The following is an 18,978-nucleotide window of genomic DNA, read 5'->3' on the forward strand; positions in this document are numbered from 1 at the left end:
TCAGACCTCCTCGACGCGGCTGGCGCGGTTCAGCTCGGCCAGCGACAGGCTGCGGTCGAACAGCGGCGCCAGGCTCTGGTCGTGGCTGACGAACAGCAGGCTGGCGCCGGCCGCGCGGCATTCGGCGAACAGCAGCTGGAGGAAAGCCTCGCGGGCATCAAAGTCGAGCGCCGAGGTCGGTTCGTCGGCGATCACCAGTTCCGGCTGGCCGATCAGCGCGCGGGCGGCGGCGACCCGTTGCTGCTGGCCGATTGACAGCGAGTCGGCGCGGCGTTCGAGCAGTGCGGCGGGCAGCCCGAGGTGGCCGAGCAGGTGGGCGGCGGCCTGGTCGATACTGCCGTGGCGCTGTGCGGCGCGCTGGGCCCGGCTGCGCGAGAAGCGGCAGGGCAGCTCGACGTTCGCCCTGACGGACAGGAAGGGCAGCAGGTTGAACTGCTGGAAGATATAGCCGGTGTGGTCGACGCGGAAGCGATCACGGGCGCCCGAGGACAGGCGGCCGAGATCGCTGCCGAGCAGGCGCACCCGGCCGCGACCGGGCTGCTGCACGCCGCCGAGCAGGCCGAGCAGGGTGGTCTTGCCGCTGCCGCTGGGGCCCTTGAGGAACAGGCTCTCGCCGCGTTGCAGGGTGAAGGCGGGGATATCCAGCAGCTCGGCCTGGCCGGGCCAGGCGAAACCGAGGTCGGTGAGTTCGATCAGTGGGTCGGACATGGTCGGGCCAATGGCGGACGAAGGGCACAGCATAGGGAGTTTGCCGCGGCAGGTGTAGACGGCTCTGTGCAGGGTGCGCCGTGCGCACCAGGGGCCTGTGCGTGGCGGGTGGGGCACCCTGCGCAGGGATGATCAGAACGTCAGGCGCGAGTTGCCCGGGCTGAGCGTCGTGCCCTGCTGGCCGCTGGGGCCGATCAGCTGGACGTCGAGCTTTTCGGTGCCGGGGAAGCTGCCGAAGAAGCTGCCCAGCTCCAGGGTTTGCAGGGCTGCGGGCGTGGCGCAGTCGAACTGGTAGTGGGCGCTGATATCGCTGTGGCCCGGTTCCCCCCCCTGCTCGTCGTCTGCGTCCGCGGCGAACAGGGCCCCCTGCAACTCATGTTCCTTGAGTGCGCACTTGGCTTCGATGGGCAAGGCGAACAGGGCCTGCGGTTGCTCCAGTTGCCGGCGTGCGGCGGCGACCTTGGCCTGGTCCGCCGCGCTGCTGGCGGCATGCTCGAAGCCGAGCAGGTTCATCGCCGGGCTCTCCAGCTGGATCTCCAGGGTATTGCCGTCCAGCACCACATTCAGGCTGGCCACGCCGTGCTCGTGCTTGTCCAGGCTGCCGTGCTCCTCGTGGCCATGCTCATGGCTTTGAGCGTGTGCAGCCGCCAGCGGCAGCAGGGCGAAGGGCAGGGCGAGCAGAAAGTGGCGCATGGTGGACTCCGGGCAAAAAGATGGTGTGGTTATGTTATAACAAGTTTTTGGCGGAGTTGGCCAGCGGGTTTGGCGGCACGGAGCGGGCGTGGCAGCATGCCGGCAGTTGAGCGAGGAGTGGGGCATGTTGCGCATCAAGGGGCGGATCGGCGAGTGGCCGGTGGACCTGACAGTGGAAATGGATCGGGAAGACTGGGCGCAACTGGCGGCGCTGTTGCCCCGCGACAGCGCCGTAGCGCTGGCACCGGCACCGGTGGCCGCCGTGGCAACAGCTCAGGATGGCCTGTGGCAGACCGCGCAGGAGTTGCTGCAGCGCGCCGGCACGCTGGAGGGGCCGCAGTTGCTCGCCGAGCTGGCTGCCCTGGCCGGCAGTGCCACGGCCGGCAAGCGCCTGCTGGTGCGCCTACGCCATTGCCCGCAGGTGCAGATAGAAAGCGGCGCCGAAGCGCCGCTGTATCGCTGGATCGGCTGATCAGCCGGCCTGGTTGACCCGTATGCCCGGCGCGCCGCATTCAAGCTGCGCGCGCAGGTCGGCGGGGATGGCGGTCTTGGCGAAGCTCTGCGCATCGACCATCACGTAGGTGACTTCGCTGCGTGCCACCAGGCGCTGCTCGGCCTGCTGGATGATCTCCACCAGCAGGCTGTAGGAGGTGGTGCCCAGGCGCAGGGTCTGCACCTGGATGACCAGCACGTCATCGAAGCGCGCCGGCGAACTCCAGTCGGTGCTCATGCGCACCACCTGGCTGTCCAGGCCGCGGTCGAGCAGGTACTGATAGCTGCCAAACAGCGCGCGGTAGAACTCGGTGGCGGCCACGTCGATGTAGTCGCCGTAGCGCGCGTTGAATACCACCTGCTGGGCGTCGCACTCGCCGTAGCGCACCCGCAGCAGTAGTTGGAAGGGCTGGGTCATATCAAAGCCTGTGCGATCTTCTGAATTAGAGCCAGACAAGGCAAAAACGGCCGAGGGCGCGGAGTTTACAAGTTGTAAATGAGCAGCCCGAGGCCGTTTTTAACGCAGTATGGCCGACAGTCAGGAGATCGTTTCTCAGTAAATGGCCTGGTACAGCTTGCGCCGGTAGAGGGTCACCAGCGGGTGGTCGTTGCCGAGCAGGTCGAACACCTGCAGCAGGGTCTTGTGGGCGATGCCCTCGGCATAGCTGCGGTTGCGCACGAACAGCTTGAGCAGGCCATCCAGCGCCGCCTCGTACTGCTGGCGCGCCAGTTGCTGGATGGCCAGCTGGTAGGTGGCCTCGTCGTCGTTGCCGTCCTGGGCCAGGCGGCTCTTCAGCTCGGCGCTGTCCGGCAGGTCGGCGGCCTGGCGCAGGAAGGTCAGCTGCGCCTTGGCACCGGCCAGGGCCTGCTTGTGTTCGTCGCCCTTCACCGCGCCCAGCACCGCCTCGGCTTCGCCCAGCTCGCCGCGCTCGGCCAGGCAGCGGGCATAGAGGATCAGCGCCGCGGCGTTCTCGTTGTTCTCGGTGAGCACCTGCTTGAGCAGGCTTTCGGCCTCGCCGATGCGGCCTTCGGCGAACAGCGCCTGCGCCGTTTCCATGGGATCGGCGGCCTCCGGTGCCGGCTCGGCGACATGCGGCTTGAGCATCTCGCGGATCGCCGATTCCGGTTGCGCACCGGCAAAGCCGTCCACCGGCTGGCCATCCTTGAACAGCACCACGGTGGGCAGGCTGCGGATGCCGAAGCGGGCGACGATGTCCTGCTCGATGTCGCAGTTGACCTTGGCCAGCAGCAGTTCGCCGCGGTATTCCTCGGTGATCTTCGCCAGCAGCGGCATCAGCGCCTTGCACGGCGCGCACCACTCGGCCCAGAAGTCCACCAGCACCGGCTTGTGGAAGGAGTTCTCGATCACCAGCTGTTCGAAGCTGGCGCTGCCGGCGATATCGAAGATGTAGGGGTTGTCGCTCATGGGGATTCTCGAAAAGGCGAAGTGCCGGAACTATAAGTGCTGGAACTATAGATGTGGGCGCATGCGCCTGGATACAAGCGCCCGGCTATTCGCGCCGGGCGTGGTACAGGCTGACATGGCGGAATTCGGCCGGCTCGGCCAGGTCCGGCCAGGTGCAGGCTTCGAGCATGCCCAGGCGCTGGTACAGCGGGTGCTGGAAGTCCTTGACCCGCGAGTCGGCGACCAGCGCCTCGCGGCCGCGGCTGAGGAAATGGTCGAGCAGCGGCAGGTTGGCGCGGTCGTAGAGCACGTCGGCGACGATGATCAGGTCGAAGTGATCGGCCTCGGCGAAGAAGTCCGCCGAGTAGCTCAGCTCGACGCCATTCAACTCGGCATTGGCCCGGCAGGATGCGAGGGCCAGCGGGTCGAGGTCGCAGGCCACCACTTCCAGGGCGCCGGCCTTGGCCGCGGCGATGGCGGCCACGCCGGAGCCGGCACCGAAGTCCAGCACCCGCTTGCCACGCACCCACTCGGGCCGCTCGGCCAGCCAGCGCGCCAGGACCAGGCCGCTGGCCCAGCAGAAGCACCAGTAGGGAGGCTCTTCGAGGATCAGGCGGGTTTCTTCCGGGCTGAAGCAGCGATCCATGTTCGCCGCATCGATCAGCCACAGCTTGAGGTCGGTGCCGGGCAGGGTCTGCGCCACCAGGCGCGCGTCGCCGAGCAGCTGGTGCAGGGCGTCCTGCAGGACGTGCGGTGCCTTCATGGTGCGCTGACCAGCGGCAGTTCGCCGAGGTTCTGGCTCTGCGCCTGGTGGATGCGCTGCGGCGGCAGGCGCAGGACCAGGCGCCCGGACTGGCTGATGCGGGCGCGCAGTTCGACCCGCGCACCGTTGGGGAGGTACGCCGGGTTGAACGGCAGGCGGAACGGCAGCAGCTGGCCGTTGCCCGCTAGGGTCAGGCTGGCCAGCAGCTGCTGCGGGCGGTCGCGCTCGTCGATCACCAGCAGGGCCATTTCCACTTCGCTGCCCGCCGGCGGCGTGCGCAGGCTGCCGCGCAGCTCGCGCATATGGCTGGGCAGGGGCGCCTCGACCACGGCAGCCGGTTTGGCCTCGGCGACTGGTGCTGGTGCCGGCGCGACGGGTTTTTCTGGCGCGCTCGCGCAGGCCGCGAGCAGCAGGGTGGCGCAGGGAGCGAGCAAGGGACGTATCGACATGGCAAGTCCGCAGGAATGGGGCTGAACGGGCGCCTGTATACCGCAAAGGCGCTGGCTTGTCTTGGCAAAGGGATGCGCTACCATGAGCCACTTTTTCCCAGGCGCCGCCCCGGCGCCCGTTGCACCAGGCGCCAGGCGGCCATTGTGCCGTGGGAGTGGCTTCCGTCGCGAATTTCGCGGGTCGGTTCGCTTCCGCAACAGCCGCGCGGTCTGGCAACGGGTAGTCGCGGCGCTGCCGTTGCCCAGGGCCGTTTCCCGCCATGCATTGTCCCTTCTGCGCCGCCAACGACACCAAGGTCATCGATTCGCGTCTGGTCGCCGAGGGCGAGCAGGTGCGCCGCCGCCGCGAGTGCCTGGCCTGCGGCGAACGTTTCACCACCTTCGAAACCGCCGAGCTGGTGATGCCGCGCCTGATCAAGCAGGACGGCAGCCGCCAGCCGTTCGACGAGGACAAGCTGCGCGCCGGCATGCAGCGCGCGCTGGAGAAGCGCCCGGTGAGCGTCGAGCGCCTGGAAGAGGCGATCGCCCATATCAAGCAGAAGCTGCGCGCCACCGGCGAGCGCGAGATCAAGTCGCTGGTGCTCGGCGAGCTGGTGATGACCGAGCTGCAGAAGCTCGATGAAGTCGCTTATATCCGCTTCGCCTCGGTGTACCGGCGCTTCCAGGACCTCAACGAATTCCGCGAGGAAATCGAGCGCCTGGCCCGCGAGCCGGCCAAGCCATGAGTGCCGCCGCGAACGACCAGCAGTTCATGGCCCGCGCGCTGGAACTGGCGCGCAAGGGGCTGTACTCCACCCATCCCAACCCGCGGGTCGGCTGCGTCATCGTGCGTGACGGGCAGATCGTTGGTGAAGGCTGGCACGCCCGCGCCGGCGAGCCGCATGCCGAAGTGCATGCCCTGCGCCAGGCCGGCGGGCGGGCCCAGGGCGCCACCGCCTACGTCACCCTGGAACCCTGCAGCCACCACGGGCGCACGCCGCCCTGCGCCGATGCGCTGGTGGCGGCCGGTGTCGCCCGCGTGGTGGCGGCCATGCAGGACCCCAATCCGCAGGTGTCCGGCAAGGGCCTGCTGCGCCTGATGCACGCCGGCATCGCCGTGCACAGCGGCGTGCTGGAGGCCGAGGCGCGGGCGCTGAATGCCGGTTTCATCAAGCGCATGGAGCACGGCCTGCCGTTCGTGCGGGTCAAGCTGGCGATGAGCCTGGACGGGCGCACGGCCATGGCCAGCGGCGAGAGCCAGTGGATCACCGGCCCGGAGGCGCGCTCGGCGGTGCAGCGCCTGCGCGCGCGGGCCAGCGTGATCCTCACCGGTGCCGATACCGTACTCACCGACCAGGCGCGCCTCACCGTGCGCCCCGATGAGCTGGGCCTGGGCGCCGAGCAGGCGGCCCTGGCGGTCAGCCGACCGCCGCTGCGGGTGCTGGTCGATGGGCGCCTGCGCGTACCGCTGTCCGCGCCCTTCTATCAGGCCGGGCCGGCGCTGGTGGCCACCTGTGCGGCGGCCGCCGCCCGCGATCGTTTTCTCGAAGACGGCCACGAACTGCTCGCCGTGCCGGGCAGCAATGGCCACGTCGACCTGCGCAAACTGCTGATGGAACTGGCCGGTCGCGGTGCCAACGAAGTGCTGGTCGAGGCCGGGCCGCGCCTGGCCGGGGCCTTTGCCCGCGCGGGGCTGGTCGACGAATACCAGCTGTTCGTCGCGCCCAAGTTCCTCGGCTCCAGCGCCCGCCCGCTGCTGGACTGGCCGCTGGCACGCATGGCCGAGGCGCAGGAGCTGGAGATTCGCGAGATCCGCGCGGTGGGCAACGATTGGCGGATCATCGCGGTGCCGAAGAAAGCGTAGGTTGGGTTGAGGAGCGTAGCGACGAAGCCCAACGGGCAGCGATGAGAACTGCGGCGGGGCTGAGCCTTTCGCTGTTGGGCTTCGCTGCGCTCAACCACAACCTACGAGCCCGCCATGCGCCGCCGCGGCAAATATGGTAAAACGTCCCGCGCAGCCCCTGGTGGCTGCAACGTTCTCAGGGCGGGGTGTAATTCCCCACCGGCGGTAATGGCACTCTAGTGTCTAGCCCGCGAGCGCTTGCCTGCCCTGCTGGGACGGCAAGGTCAGCAGACCCGGTGTGATTCCGGGGCCGACGGTCATAGTCCGGATAAAGAGAGAGCGGGATTCCCTTCCGGGGCGCTGTACGTCTGCGTCCGCGAAAATCCCTATCGATCCCATCGCCCTGTTTGTTTTCCGAACAGGAGTGCGTAGTGATGTCTTATGCTTTTCGTTCTGCCCGCCGCCCCGTGCGCGGCGGCGGTGCGCTGCCAATGGGGGAGGTCTGATGTTTACCGGAATCATCGAAGCGATCGGCACCATTCGTGCGCTGAGCCCCAAGGGCGGCGACGTGCGCGTGTATGTCGAGACCGGCAAGCTGGACCTGGCGGATGTGAAGCTGGGTGACAGCATCGCGGTGAACGGCATCTGCCTGACCGCCGTGGAGCTGCCCGGCAACGGCTTCTGGGCCGACGTCAGCCGCGAGACCCTGGCGCGCAGCGCCTTCATCGACTTGAAAGCGGGCAGCCGGGTCAACCTGGAAAAGGCCCTGACGCCGACCACCCGCCTGGGCGGTCACCTGGTCAGCGGCCATGTCGACGGCGTCGGCGAGGTCGTCGCCCGCGAGGAGAATGCCCGCGCCATCCAGTTCCGAATCCGCGCGCCGCGCGAGCTGGCCAAGTACATCGCGCTGAAGGGCTCGATCACCGTCGACGGCACCAGCCTGACGGTGAACGCGGTGAATGGCGCCGAGTTCGAGCTGACCATCGTGCCGCATACCCTGGTCGAGACCATCATGGCCGACTACCGGCCCGGGCGGCAGGTCAACCTGGAGGTCGACCTGCTGGCGCGCTACCTGGAGCGCCTGCTGCTCGGCGACAAGGCCGCCGAACCCGGTGCCTCCGGCATCAGCGAAAGTTTTCTGGCCGAACACGGCTACCTGAATAAGTAAGGAACAGCCCCCATGGCTCTGAATACCGCAGAAGAACTGATCGAAGACATCCGCGCCGGCAAGATGGTCATCCTCATGGATGACGAGGACCGCGAGAACGAAGGCGACATCATCATCGCCTCCGAATGCGTCACCGCCGAGCACATCAACTTCATGGCCCGCTTCGCCCGCGGCCTGATCTGCATGCCGATGAGCCGCGAGCGCTGCGAACTGCTCAAGCTGCCGCTGATGGCGCCGCGCAACGGCTCCGGCTTCGGCACCAAGTTCACCGTCTCCATCGAGGCCGCCGAGGGTGTGACCACCGGCATCTCCGCTGCCGACCGCGCGCGTACCGTGCAGGCGGCCGTGGCCAAGGGGGCGGTGGCTGACGATATCGTCAGCCCCGGCCATATCTTCCCGCTGATGGCCCAGCCCGGCGGCGTGCTGGCCCGTGCCGGGCACACCGAGGCGGCCTGCGACCTGGCGCGCATGGCCGGTTTCGAGCCGAGCGGGGTGATCTGCGAGATCATGAACGACGACGGCACCATGGCCCGTCGCCCCGAGCTGGAGGTGTTCGCCGAGCAGCACGGCCTGAAGATCGGCACCATCGCCGACCTGATCCACTACCGCCTGATCCACGAGCGCACCGTGCAGCGCGTCAGCGAGCAGAAGATCGACAGCGAGCTGGGCCAGTTCAACCTGGTCAGCTACCGCGATGCCCTGGACGACAGCGTGCACATGGCCCTGACCCTGGGCAGCATCTGCGCCGAAACGCCGACCCTGGTGCGCGTGCACAACGCCGACCCGCTGCGCGACCTGTTCCTGGTCAAGCAGGCCGGGCGCTGGAGCCTGCGCGCGGCCATGGCCGAGGTGGCCAAGGCCGGTAGCGGCGTGGTGCTGCTGCTGGGCAATCCGATCAACGGTCCGGAGCTGCTGGCCCAGCTCGAACGCCCCCAGGGCGCCGAGAGCAAGTCGGCCAGCCCGACGACCTACAGCACCGTGGGGGCCGGCTCGCAGATCCTGCGTGACCTCGGCGTGCGCAAGATGCGCCTGCTGAGCTCGCCGATGAAGTTCAATGCGATATCCGGTTTCGACCTGGAAGTAGTAGAATACCTGCCCGCTGAATGAACCGATAAAACGAGAGCTACTGCGCTTGGCTATGCTGCGTTGAAAGCAGGCTCGGACTGCTCATTTACACTCAGTAAACTCCGCGTCCTCGCCTGCTTTCGCCTTGCCTAGCCGGCGCTCGCTACGCTCTCGTTTCGCCGGTGTGAAGTTCACGATTAATTACCTACGGGACGCCACCGGCGTCCCGGCTCTTTATACAGACTGAGACTCGCCCATGACCCTGAAGACCATCGAAGGTACCTTCATCGCCCCCAAAGGCCGCTATGCCCTGGTGGTCGGCCGCTTCAACAGCTTCGTCGTCGAAAGCCTGGTCAGTGGCGCAGTCGACGCCCTGGTGCGCCACGGCGTGAGCGAAAGCGACATCACCATCATTCGTGCCCCGGGTGCCTTCGAGATTCCCCTGGTCACCCAGAAAGTCGCCCAGCGTGGCGAATACGCCGCGATCATCGCCCTCGGCGCCGTGATCCGTGGCGGCACCCCGCATTTCGAATACGTTGCCGGCGAGTGCACCAAGGGCCTGGCCCAGGTGTCCATGGAGTACGGCGTGCCGGTGGCCTTCGGCGTGCTGACCGTCGATTCCATCGAACAAGCCATCGAGCGTTCCGGCACCAAGGCCGGCAACAAGGGCGCCGAAGCGGCCCTGTCCGCTCTGGAAATGGTCAGTCTGCTGGCGCAGCTGGAGGCCAAGTGAGCCTTAACCACGACGACAGCCAGGACGCTCCGCAGCCCAAGGCCAAGGGCAAGATCGCTACCCGCCGGGTCGCCCGTACCCTGGGCATGCAGGCCCTGTATCAATGGCACATGGCCGGTCAGTCGCTGAACGAGATCGAAGCGCAGTTCCGCGTCGACAACGACTTCAGCGGTGTCGACGGCGGCTACTTCCACGAGATTCTCGTCGGTGTGGCCACCCAGAAGACCGAGATCGACGGCGCCATCACGCCCTGCCTGGATCGTCCGCTGGAAGAGCTGGATCCGGTCGAGCTGGCCATCCTGCGCCTGTCCACCTGGGAGCTGAGCCAGCGTCTCGACGTGCCCTACCGTGTGGTGATCAACGAAGGCATCGAGCTGGCCAAGGTGTTCGGTGCCACCGACGGACACAAGTTCGTCAACGGCGTACTGGACAAGCTGGCGCCCATCCTGCGTGCCGCCGAAGTCAGCGCCCACAAGCGCTGAGTCCTTGGGCGAATTCGAGCTGATCCGCCGCTTCTTCGCCGCCGCGCCCTGTGCGCAGGCGGCCGAAGGCGTGGCCCTGGGCATCGGCGACGACTGCGCCCTGCTGCAAGTGCCCGCCGGCGAACAGCTGGCGGTGTCCACCGACACCCTGGTGGTCGGCGTGCATTTTCCTGCCTCCGCCGATCCCTTCCTGCTCGGCCAGCGCGCGCTGGCAGTGGCGGCCAGCGACCTGGCCGCCATGGGCGCCACGCCCCTGGGCTTCACCCTGGCGATCACCCTGCCGCAGGCCGACGAGGCCTGGCTGCAAGGCTTCGCCCGTGGCTTGTCGCAGATGGCCCGGGGCTGCGGCCTGGCCCTGATCGGCGGTGATACCACCCGTGGTCCGCTGAGCCTGACCGTCACCGTGTTCGGCCGGGTGCCGGCCGGCCGGGCGCTGACCCGCAGCGGTGCCCGTCCCGGCGACCTGCTGTGCGTCGGTGGCCCGCTGGGCGATGGCGCCGGCGCGCTGCCGCTGGTGCTGGGGCAACGCCAGGCGACGGACACGGCGGCGCAACAGCTGCTGCAGCGCTACTGGGCGCCGCAGCCGCAACTGGACCTCGGCCTGCTGCTGCGCGGCAAGGCCACGGCGGCGCTGGATGTGTCCGATGGCCTGCTGGCCGATTGCGGGCATATCGCCAGGGCTTCTGCCGTGGCGCTGTGCATCGAGCTGGCGCGGGTGCCCATGTCGCCCGCCCTGCAGGCCATTGCCGGGGCGACGGCGGCCGATTGTGCGCTGGCCGGTGGCGACGACTACGTGCTGGCCTTTACCCTGCCGCCCGAGCATCTGGCTGCCGTGCAGGCGGCCTGGCCGGCGACCGTGGTGATCGGTCGTGCCCTGGCCGGTGCGGGGGTGACGCTGCTGGATGACAGCGGTGCCGTGATCCAACCGCCACGGGCGGGCTATCAACATTTCGGGAGTTCGGGTGACTGATTCGGTACGCGTGGCGCCGCAGGTATGGCGCAATCCCTGGCATTTTCTGGCCTTCGGTTTCGGCTCCGGGCTGATGCCCAAGGCGCCCGGCACCTGGGGTTCGCTGGTGGCCATCCCGTTCATCCCGCTGTGGCAGATGCTGCCGGACTGGGGCTACTGGCTGCTGCTGGGCGTGACCATGCTGTTCGGCTTCTGGCTGTGCGGCCGGGTCGCCACGGACATGAAGGTGCACGACCACGAAGGCATCGTCTGGGACGAGATGGTCGGCATGTGGATCACCCTGTGGCTGGTGCCCGCGGGCTGGCACTGGATCCTGCTAGGCTTCCTGGTATTCCGCTTCTTCGACATCCTCAAGCCGTGGCCGATCAGCTGGATCGACCGCCACGTGCATGGCGGTGTCGGCATCATGCTCGACGATGTGCTGGCCGGGGTGTTCGCCTGGCTGACCATGCAGTTGATCGTCTGGGGCGTGGCGTAGGCAGGAGACTGGCATGCGCATGTGGCTGCTGGCTTGGCTGATGATTGTCCTGGGGCTGCCGGCCGTGCAGGCCGCCGAACTTCGAGCCAAGGAAATCCTGCTGGTCAGCGAGCACTGGCCGGGCCACACCAATGCCGATGGCAGCGGCCTGGCCTGGGAAATCATGCGCCAGGTGTTCGAGCCGGCGGGGGTGAAGATGACCTTGCGCATCGAGCCCTATACCCGCGCCATCGGCCTGGTGCAGCGCGGCGAGGCGGATGCCTGGCTGGGTTCCTATCGCGACGAGGTCAAGGACAGGACGTTCTATCCGCAGCGCCCCTACGATGCAGACCGCATCGTCGCCCTGGGCCTGAGCAGCCGGCCGCCGGCCCGGCTGGCGGAACTGGGGCGCTATCGCCTGGCCTGGATGCGTGGCTACGGCTACCAGCAGTACCTGCCGGGCGTCGTCCGCTACCACGAGGTGCAGCGCAGCGGCGACATCCTCGCCATGCTCGAACGCGGGCATGCCGACTTCTATATCGATGCCAGTAGCGAAGTGGCCGATATCCTCAAGCATGCCGAAACGGAACGCTTCCGCATCACCGCGCTGACCCGCTTGCCGCTGTATCCCGGCTTTGCCGATACTGAGCGCGGCCGCGCCCTGGCCGCCCTCTACGACCGGCGCATGGCCGTGCTGGTGAGCGCTGGCAGCCTGCGTCCGCTGTTTCGCCGCTGGCGGCAGCCGTACCCTTTCGATCAGGACATGGAGAGACCCGATGCGTCACCTTGAAGTGCTGGCTGCCGGCCTGCTGCTGGCCATCAGCCCGCTGTTGCAGGCGCAAACCCAGGTGCAGGTGGTGGGGCTGTTCCCCAATGCCGCGGTGCTGCTGGTGGATGGCCAGCGCAAGCTGGTGAAGGTCGGCCAGGCCGGCCCCGGCGGCGTGCAGGTGGTCAGCGCCGACAGCAAGGGCGCGCGCCTGCGTGTGGATGGCGTGGAGCGCAGCTACGACCTGTCGCGCGAGTACAACCAGGGCGGCAGTGCGGCCCCGCAGGCGGAAAAGGTCAGCATCAGCAAGGGCGTGGGCAACCACTTCTGGGTGGCCGGCTCGGCCAATGGCCATCCGGTACAGTTCCTCGTCGATACCGGGGCCACGACCGTGGCCATGAACGAAGGCCAGGCGCGCCGTCTGGGCATCGATTACCGGGTGGTGGGCCGGCCGATGGTGGCCAGTACCGCCGGCGGCAACGTCAGGGGCTGGCGGATCAAGCTGGATGTGGTCAAGGTCGGTGGCCTGGAAGTACTCGGCGTCGAGGCCGTGGTGCTGGAAGGCGACTCGCCCACCGAAGTGCTGCTGGGCATGAGCTTCCTCAGCCGGGTGCGCTGGCGCGAGGAAAATGGCGTGCTGCAGCTGGAGTCGAAGATCTGACCGCCGGTTAGTCGGGGCCACTCATCGAATGGCCCGATCCTTATCCCGCACAATTCACGCTGCGCGGCAGCCGGGTGCTGCTGGTACAATGCCGGCCTTTCTGCCGATCACTCAACAGGAGCACCCGGTGTCCGTTGTCTTCGTCGCCGCCTCCCAGCTGCCTACGCCTTTCGCGACTTTCACCATGCACGGCTTCCTCGATGAGGAGACCGGCAAGGAGCACGTCGCCCTGACCCTCGGCCAGGTGAACGATGGTGCTCCGGTGCTGGGCCGCCTGCACTCCGAGTGCCTGACCGGCGACGCCCTGTTCAGCCAGCGTTGCGACTGCGGCGCCCAGCTCGAAGCGGCCTTGCGCGCCATCGCCAAGGAAGGTCGCGGCGTGTTGCTGTACCTGCGCCAGGAAGGCCGCGGCATCGGCCTGCTGAACAAGATCCGCGCCTACGAGCTGCAGGATGGCGGGGCCGATACGGTCGAGGCCAACGAGCGCCTGGGCTTCGCCGCCGACCAGCGCGACTATTCGATCTGCCTGCCGATGCTCGATCACCTGGGCATCAAGGCGATCCGCCTGATGACCAACAACCCGCGCAAGGTCAAGGCCCTGGAAGGCTTCGGCGTGCGCGTGGCCGAGCGTCACCCGCTGGAAATCGGCCTCAACGTGCACAACCGCAAGTACCTGACGACCAAGGCCGGCAAGCTCGGCCACATGCTCGGCTTGCAGCACCAGGAAGAAGCCGAGTGACCCGCACCGAGGTGCGTCGCCGGCTGGCCATCGAATGGTGGCGCCAGCTCGGCCTGACCCTGGCGCCGCTGTTCGTCCTCGGCTTCGTGTTCCGTGGCCAGTCGCCGGTGCTGGCGATGCTGGAACTGCCGCTGTTCATTGCCGGCATGGCCTCGATGTTCATCACCCTGCCGGTGTTTGCCGCCTACAAGCGCGCCCTGCTCGCCACCGGCAAGTCGTTGGGGCTGGCCGAGGAGCCGGCCGCCTGGATCGAACTGGCGCGGCGCCGGCGCCTGGGCCTGCTCGCCGCCGGCCTGCCGGCCTGGATCGCCGCCCTGGCGCTGTTCCCCGGCCTGCATGCGGTGGCGCTGTTCCTGCTGGCCCTGAGCAGTGTGATGCTGCTCTGCCTGTACCGCATCCCACGCCAGCTCGGCTGATGCGCCTGCTGCTCGGCGCCTGCCTGCTGGTTGCGTGCCTGTCGCCGCTGGCCGCCGAGCGGGTGGTCAGCCTGGCACCCTCGATGTCGGAAATCATGCTGGAGCTGGGCGCCGGCGAGCTGCTGGTCGGCGTGCTGGATGGCGCCGAGCGTCCGCCGCAACTGGCCGGGGTGGCCTCGGTGGGGCGCTTCGGTACGCTCGAACTGGAAACCCTGCTGAGCCTCAAGCCGGATCTGTTGCTGCTGTCGCCCGGCAGCCTGCCCGAGGCGCAGCGCCGCCAGTTGGCCGACATCGGCATCCCATTCTACCTGGGCGAGCCCCGAAACCTGGAGCAGCTGGCCGAACAGTTCGCCGAGATCGGCGCGCGGGTCGGCCGTGCCGAGCGTGGCCGCCAATTGCGCGAGCAGTTCCGCGACGGCATGGCCGGGTTGCGCGGCCGTTACCGCCGCGAGCAGCCGCTGCCGGTGTTCTACCAGGTCTGGCACCAGCCGCTGTACACCATCGGCGCGCAGCAGATTCTCGGCGATGCCCTGGCTGTCTGCGGCGCGCGCAATGTGTTCGAGGACCTGCGCCTGCCGGCGCCCCAGGTCAATGTCGAGGCGGTGCTGGCCCGTGCGCCGCGGATCATCCTGGGCGGCAGTGGTGCCGAACTGGCGCATTGGCGGGCCTGGCCGCAGCTGCCGGCGGTGCACCTGAACCAGCTCTGGTCGGTGCCGGACAAGGGCATCGAGCGGCCCAGCTTCCAGATGCTGGGCGCTACCGAGAGGCTCTGCGAGCTGCTGGCCGGGGCTCACTGAGGTTCGCGGCCGAAGCCGCTCCTACGCCGGTGTCGGTGGCAGGCTGAGGAGGGGCTGGCCTCGCGCCGCTGACGGCCGGTTCTTGTGTGGGAGCGGCTTCAGCCGCGAACCGGCGCCCTGCGCCGGCTTGGCCAGGTCCCCGGGGCTTACAGTTGCGGCGTCCAGACGAAGCCGAGCAGGGCGCTGCGGCCTTCCTGGCGGTAGCCGTAATGCTCGCCTTCGTGTTCGTACAGGGCGCGCTGGTAATCCTTGTCCAGCAGGTTATCCAGCTTGGCTTCCAGCTTCAGCTCGGGCGTGGCCTGCCAGCTGCCGCGCAGGGCCAGCAGGCCGTAGCCGGCCAGGCGATCCTGGTTGTCCGGGTCGTCGTAGCTGCTGCTCACGGCCTGCCAGCTGGCGCCGATGGCGACATCGCCGAAGCTGCGATCCAGGTCCAGGCTCAGGGTGCGCCGTGCGCGGCGGTTGAGGGTGTGGCCGCTGTCGCGGTCGCGCGGGTCGACGAAGGCCACGCCCAGCTGGCCCTGCCAGCCAAACAGTTCCTGCTGCAGCGCGGCCTCGAAACCATGGATGCGCGCCTTGGCGATGTTCTGCGGGATGAAGTCCTGGTCGCTGGCGATGGCGTCTTCGATGTCGGTGCGGTAGACCGAGGCTTCCAGGCGGGTGGTGGCGGCCAGCTGGCTGCGCCACTGCAGCTCGACGCTCTTGGAGTGCTCCGGCTTGAGGTCCGGGTTGCTGTAGTCCGGGTAGTACAGGTCGTTGAAGGTCGGCGCGCGGAAGCCTTCGCTGTAGGAGGCGATCAGGTCGTTGCGCTCGTTCAGCGGCAGGGTCAGGGCGCCGCTCCAGGTGTTCTCGCTGCCGAACTGTTCGTTCTTGTCGTGGCGCAGGCCCAGCTCGGTGGCGAAGTGCTCGCCGTCGTAGCGGTGCTGGATGAAGGCCGCCTGGTTCCAGCGCTGCTGTTCGGCGAAGGCGGTGTTGCTGTTGAGCTGGTCTTGGTACCAGTCGGCGCCGAGCAGCAGGCTGTGGCTGTCGTTCAGGTTCAGGGTGTTCAGCCAGTTGACCGAGTCGCGGTAGGTGTTGAACACGCCGCGCTCGGCGCTGAGCTTGTCCAGGCTCTCTTCGCGGTTCTCGCTGTGGCCGACTTCCAGGCGGCTGTTCCAGGCGTCGTTGAGCTGGGCGTCGAGGTAGCTGGAGACGCTGCTGACGGTGAAGTCGCTGTACGGGTCCTGCTCGACCGACTCGAAGGTGGTCATGTCGAAGCGGCCGAAGGGGTTGTCGAATTCGGTGCGGCCGCGCTGGTCGAGGACGTTGATCCCGGCTTCCAGGTTGTCGTTGAAGCTGTGGCTGAGGCTCAGGCTGAAGGCCTTGTTGCGGTAGGCGTCGTGATCCTGGTCGGCCTCGTAGGACGTGCCGGTGCGGTCGAAGCCATTGGTTTCGTCGAGGCTGCCGGCCAGGCTGAAGCGGGTGGCCTCGTCGCCGCCGGAGATGCCGGCGCTGCGCTGCCAGGTGCCGCGGCTGCCATAGCCCACGCGCACGAACGGCTTGAGCCCTTCGCCGCTGCTGCGGCGGGTGAATATCTGCACCACGCCGCCGATGGCATCGGCGCCGTACATGGCCGAGCGCGGCCCGCGCAGCACTTCGATGCGCTCGATCTGCTCGATATTGAGGTGCTGCAGGTTGCTGTCGCCGGAGCTGGCCGAACCGATGCGCATGCCGTCCACCAGGACCAGGCTCTGCGCCGACTTGGTGCCGCGGATATACAGGCTGGCCAGGCTGCCGCTGCCGTTCTGCGTCACCTGCACGCCGGGCACGCGGGCGAGCAGGTCGACCACCGAGGCGGGTTGCAGGCGCTCGATGTCGGCGCGGGTGAACACCGTGCTGGCGGCGCTGCTGGCGCTGCGCTGCTGCACGTCGCGGTTGGCGCTGATCAGGGTTTCCGACAGCTTCAGCGCGGCTTCCTGGTCTTCGCTGGCGAAGGCCGCGGAGGCGGGCAGTAGGGCGATGGCCAGAGCCAGGCGGGACAATTTCATCAATGGATCCTCAAACAGTCGGCAGACTTTTGAGGAGGGCAGGGACAAGCGTCACCACAAGCCGACGCTTGACGGTGCTGCCCTCCGCAACACCAGTCGAATCCGTCGAGGCCGGTCTCCGGGCTTGCCACTGAAAGCGAACTTTCCCTGTCGATCGCCTTCCCGGGAAAACTCCCAGTGGCACGTCGATCGACATGGCAGCGCGAGGCTGCGGTGGCTTACCGTTGCGGGGGCAGCGCCGGAATGGCTCGTGACGAGCGCACCGGCTTCCCGTTTAACGCCGGTCGATCACGACGGGCGCACCTTGGCGGAAGTAAAACGCCGCGCACCATAGTGCGCGGCTGGATGAATTACAAGCGAGTTGGGCTCGGCTCTGGATGAGCGGCATTCATGTGGGCAGTTGCGCCAGGCGCTGACGCACGGCCGCTTCGATGCCGGCCTGGTCCAGGCCGCATTCAGCCAACATCTGCGCCGGCTTGGCGTGCTCCACGTAGCTGTCCGGCAGACCCAGGTGCAGCACGGGCTTGAGCAGGTTCTCGGCGGCGAGGAACTCGCTGATCGCCGAACCGGCGCCGCCCATGATGGCGTTCTCCTCGATGGTCACCAGCAGCTCGTGGCTGGCCGCCAGTTCGCGCACCAGGGCCTCGTCCAGCGGTTTGACGAAGCGCATGTCGACCACAGTCGCATCCAGCTTCTCGCCGACCTTGAGCGCTTCGGCCAGCTGCACGCCGAACACCAGCAGGGCGGTCTTCTGCCCGTGGCGACGGACCAGGCCCTTGCCGATTGCCAGCGGCTCCAGGGTCGGCTCGATCGGCGTGTTCGGCCCGCTGCCGCGCGGGTAGCGCACGGCCGCCGGGCCATCGAACAAGTGGCCGGTGGTGAGCATGCGGCGCAGTTCGTTCTCGTCGCTGGGGGTCATCACCAGCATGCCGGGGATGCAGCGCAGGTAGGAAATATCGAAGCTGCCGGCGTGGGTCGGGCCGTCTTCGCCGACCAGGCCGGCGCGGTCGATGGCGAACAGCACGTCGAGGTGCTGCACGGCCACGTCGTGGATCAGCTGGTCGTAGGCGCGCTGGAGGAAGGTCGAGTAGATCGCCACCACCGGCTTGACGCCGTCGCAGGCCATGCCGGCGGCCAGGGTCACCGCGTGCTGCTCGGCGATGGCGACGTCGAAGTAGCGCTCGGGGAAGCGCTCGCTGAAGGCCACCAGGTCGGAGCCTTCCTTCATCGCCGGGGTGATGCCGACCAGGCGCGGGTCGGCCGCAGCCATGTCACACAGCCACTGGCCGAACACGCTGGAGTACTTGGGGCCGCTCGGTTTCTTCGGGGTGGCTTCGGCGGTGAGCGGCTCCAGCTTGGTGATCGCGTGATAGCCGATCGGGTCGGCCTCGGCCGGGGCGAAGCCCTTGCCCTTCTTGGTCACCACATGGAGGAACTGCGGGCCGTCCAGGTCGCGCATATTGCGCAGGGTGGCGATCAGGGTCGGCAGGTCGTGGCCGTCGATGGGGCCGACGTAGTTCCAGCCCAGCTCCTCGAACAGGGTGCCGGGCACCAGCATGCCCTTGGCGTGCTCCTCGACCTTGCGCGCGATCTCCCAGGCGCCGGGCAGGCGCGAGAGGATCTTCTTGCTGCCTTCGCGCATGCTCGAATAGGTGCGGCTGGAGATGATCTTGGCCAGGTAGTTGGACAGGCCGCCGACGTTCTTGGAGATCGACATGTCGTTGTCGTTGAGCACCACCAGCATGTTGGCCTTCACATCGGAGGCATGATTCAACGCCTCGAAGGCCATGCCGGCGGTCAGCGCGCCGTCGCCGATCACCGCCACGCTCTTGCGCCGCGAACCCTGCAGTTTGGCGGCGATGGCCATCCCTAAGGCAGCGCTGATGCTGGTGCTGGAGTGGCCGACGCCGAAGGTGTCGTACTCGCTCTCGCTGCGGCGCGGGAAGGCGGCCAGGCCGTCCTTCTGGCGCAGCGTGCTCATGCGCTCGCGGCGCCCGGTGAGGATCTTGTGCGGGTAGGCCTGGTGGCCGACGTCCCACACCAGCCGGTCGTCCGGGGTGTCGAAGATGTAGTGCAGGGCGATGGTCAGCTCGATCACGCCGAGCCCAGCACCGAAGTGCCCGCCGGTCTGGCCGACGCTGTACAGCAGGTACTGGCGCAGCTCGTTGGCCAGGGTTTCCAGTTCGGTTTCCGCCAGGCGCCGCAGGCCGACCGGCGTATCGGCGCGGTCAAGCAACGGCGTGGAGGGGCGCTCGCGGGGGATCTCGTGGAAAGTCGTCGGCATCAGGCGGATCGTTATAGGCGTACAAAAGATGCGGCAGTTTAACTGAAAAGGACACGGCAAGCCGCACGCCGCATGTCATTAGCA

22 protein-coding genes and 2 riboswitches are annotated in these 18,978 nt (G+C 67.8%); of the genes, 14 read left to right on the top strand and 8 right to left on the bottom strand.

Annotation, left to right across the window (positions count from 1 at the left end; genetic code table 11):
• Together F3I16_RS09520 and F3I16_RS09525 are read right to left on the bottom strand one after the other, a co-directional pair.
• Positions 1-708: an ABC transporter ATP-binding protein gene (locus F3I16_RS09520; RefSeq protein WP_160493442.1), complete on the bottom strand. Its 708-nt coding sequence runs from the start codon at positions 706-708 to the stop codon at positions 1-3.
• Between the two features lie 132 nt (positions 709-840).
• Positions 841-1,401 (bottom strand): DUF2796 domain-containing protein, encoded by a 561-nt coding sequence (locus tag F3I16_RS09525; RefSeq protein ID WP_160493443.1) that lies wholly within the window; start codon positions 1,399-1,401, stop codon positions 841-843.
• Positions 1,402-1,525: 124 nt separating this feature from the next.
• On the opposite strand from F3I16_RS09525, the gene F3I16_RS09530 reads away from it, so the two are divergent.
• Positions 1,526-1,873, top strand: coding sequence for a hypothetical protein (locus tag F3I16_RS09530; protein WP_160493444.1), 348 nt, complete (start codon positions 1,526-1,528; stop codon positions 1,871-1,873).
• Here the strand turns inward: F3I16_RS09530 and F3I16_RS09535 are convergent, their stop codons facing one another.
• The 4 genes from F3I16_RS09535 to F3I16_RS09550 all read right to left on the bottom strand — a co-directional run bounded on the left by F3I16_RS09535 (position 1,874) and on the right by F3I16_RS09550 (position 4,510).
• On the bottom strand, positions 1,874-2,311 hold the full coding sequence (locus F3I16_RS09535; protein ID WP_160493445.1) for a thioesterase family protein: 438 nt from the start codon (positions 2,309-2,311) through the stop codon (positions 1,874-1,876).
• Positions 2,312-2,446: 135 nt separating this feature from the next.
• The gene (trxA, locus tag F3I16_RS09540; protein ID WP_160493446.1) at positions 2,447-3,319 is read right to left on the bottom strand and encodes a thioredoxin; all 873 of its coding nucleotides are present in this window, start codon (positions 3,317-3,319) and stop codon (positions 2,447-2,449) included.
• 85 nt (positions 3,320-3,404) lie between these two features.
• Positions 3,405-4,061 (bottom strand): methyltransferase, encoded by a 657-nt coding sequence (locus F3I16_RS09545; RefSeq protein WP_160493447.1) that lies wholly within the window; start codon positions 4,059-4,061, stop codon positions 3,405-3,407.
• On the bottom strand, positions 4,058-4,510 hold the full coding sequence (locus tag F3I16_RS09550) for a YbaY family lipoprotein (RefSeq protein ID WP_160493448.1): 453 nt from the start codon (positions 4,508-4,510) through the stop codon (positions 4,058-4,060). Before F3I16_RS09550 ends, F3I16_RS09545 begins: the two co-directional genes overlap by 4 nt.
• A gap of 260 nt (positions 4,511-4,770) precedes the next feature.
• Between F3I16_RS09550 and nrdR the strand changes: the two genes are divergently transcribed.
• From nrdR to F3I16_RS09615, 13 genes are all read left to right on the top strand, one after another.
• The gene (gene nrdR, locus F3I16_RS09555; RefSeq protein WP_160078287.1) at positions 4,771-5,235 is read left to right on the top strand and encodes a transcriptional regulator NrdR; all 465 of its coding nucleotides are present in this window, start codon (positions 4,771-4,773) and stop codon (positions 5,233-5,235) included.
• A complete protein-coding gene (gene ribD, locus F3I16_RS09560; RefSeq protein ID WP_160493449.1) occupies positions 5,232-6,353 on the top strand; it encodes a bifunctional diaminohydroxyphosphoribosylaminopyrimidine deaminase/5-amino-6-(5-phosphoribosylamino)uracil reductase RibD in 1,122 nt (373 codons plus the stop codon). The genes nrdR and ribD overlap by 4 nt, the downstream gene beginning before the upstream one ends.
• A 167-nt stretch (positions 6,354-6,520) precedes the next feature.
• A riboswitch (FMN riboswitch) is annotated at positions 6,521-6,677 on the top strand.
• Positions 6,678-6,837: 160 nt separating this feature from the next.
• The gene (locus F3I16_RS09565; protein ID WP_160493450.1) at positions 6,838-7,500 is read left to right on the top strand and encodes a riboflavin synthase; all 663 of its coding nucleotides are present in this window, start codon (positions 6,838-6,840) and stop codon (positions 7,498-7,500) included.
• Between the two features lie 12 nt (positions 7,501-7,512).
• Positions 7,513-8,607 (top strand): bifunctional 3,4-dihydroxy-2-butanone-4-phosphate synthase/GTP cyclohydrolase II, encoded by a 1,095-nt coding sequence (ribBA, locus tag F3I16_RS09570; RefSeq protein ID WP_160493451.1) that lies wholly within the window; start codon positions 7,513-7,515, stop codon positions 8,605-8,607.
• 214 nt (positions 8,608-8,821) lie between these two features.
• Positions 8,822-9,298, top strand: coding sequence for a 6,7-dimethyl-8-ribityllumazine synthase (gene ribE / locus F3I16_RS09575; RefSeq protein ID WP_160078295.1), 477 nt, complete (start codon positions 8,822-8,824; stop codon positions 9,296-9,298).
• Positions 9,295-9,780, top strand: coding sequence for a transcription antitermination factor NusB (nusB, locus tag F3I16_RS09580; RefSeq protein WP_160493452.1), 486 nt, complete (start codon positions 9,295-9,297; stop codon positions 9,778-9,780). The genes ribE and nusB overlap by 4 nt, the downstream gene beginning before the upstream one ends.
• Before the next feature lie 4 nt (positions 9,781-9,784).
• Positions 9,785-10,750, top strand: coding sequence for a thiamine-phosphate kinase (gene thiL / locus F3I16_RS09585; protein WP_160493453.1), 966 nt, complete (start codon positions 9,785-9,787; stop codon positions 10,748-10,750).
• The gene (locus tag F3I16_RS09590; protein WP_160493454.1) at positions 10,743-11,228 is read left to right on the top strand and encodes a phosphatidylglycerophosphatase A; all 486 of its coding nucleotides are present in this window, start codon (positions 10,743-10,745) and stop codon (positions 11,226-11,228) included. Before thiL ends, F3I16_RS09590 begins: the two co-directional genes overlap by 8 nt.
• Before the next feature lie 13 nt (positions 11,229-11,241).
• The gene (locus F3I16_RS09595; RefSeq protein ID WP_160493455.1) at positions 11,242-11,997 is read left to right on the top strand and encodes an ABC transporter substrate-binding protein; all 756 of its coding nucleotides are present in this window, start codon (positions 11,242-11,244) and stop codon (positions 11,995-11,997) included.
• A complete protein-coding gene (locus F3I16_RS09600) occupies positions 11,984-12,634 on the top strand; it encodes a TIGR02281 family clan AA aspartic protease (RefSeq protein ID WP_160493456.1) in 651 nt (216 codons plus the stop codon). Before F3I16_RS09595 ends, F3I16_RS09600 begins: the two co-directional genes overlap by 14 nt.
• Before the next feature lie 127 nt (positions 12,635-12,761).
• A complete protein-coding gene (gene ribA, locus F3I16_RS09605; RefSeq protein ID WP_160493457.1) occupies positions 12,762-13,373 on the top strand; it encodes a GTP cyclohydrolase II in 612 nt (203 codons plus the stop codon).
• Entirely contained in the window at positions 13,370-13,789 is a 420-nt protein-coding gene (locus F3I16_RS09610; protein WP_160493458.1) for an MFS transporter, read from the top strand. Before ribA ends, F3I16_RS09610 begins: the two co-directional genes overlap by 4 nt.
• Positions 13,786-14,586, top strand: coding sequence for a helical backbone metal receptor (locus tag F3I16_RS09615; protein WP_372239617.1), 801 nt, complete (start codon positions 13,786-13,788; stop codon positions 14,584-14,586). Before F3I16_RS09610 ends, F3I16_RS09615 begins: the two co-directional genes overlap by 4 nt.
• Positions 14,587-14,732: 146 nt before the next feature.
• Here the strand turns inward: F3I16_RS09615 and F3I16_RS09620 are convergent, their stop codons facing one another.
• Together F3I16_RS09620 and dxs are read right to left on the bottom strand one after the other, a co-directional pair.
• Positions 14,733-16,610, bottom strand: coding sequence for a TonB-dependent receptor domain-containing protein (locus F3I16_RS09620; RefSeq protein ID WP_160493460.1), 1,878 nt, complete (start codon positions 16,608-16,610; stop codon positions 14,733-14,735).
• A 91-nt stretch (positions 16,611-16,701) separates the two neighbouring features.
• Positions 16,702-16,932: riboswitch (cobalamin riboswitch) on the bottom strand.
• A 66-nt stretch (positions 16,933-16,998) separates the two neighbouring features.
• The gene (dxs, locus tag F3I16_RS09625) at positions 16,999-18,894 is read right to left on the bottom strand and encodes a 1-deoxy-D-xylulose-5-phosphate synthase (protein ID WP_160493461.1); all 1,896 of its coding nucleotides are present in this window, start codon (positions 18,892-18,894) and stop codon (positions 16,999-17,001) included.
• Positions 18,895-18,978 lie beyond the last annotated feature (84 nt).

The organism is Pseudomonas sp. L-22-4S-12 (assembly GCF_009799935.1).
In the GTDB taxonomy this organism is placed as follows: domain Bacteria; phylum Pseudomonadota; class Gammaproteobacteria; order Pseudomonadales; family Pseudomonadaceae; genus Aquipseudomonas.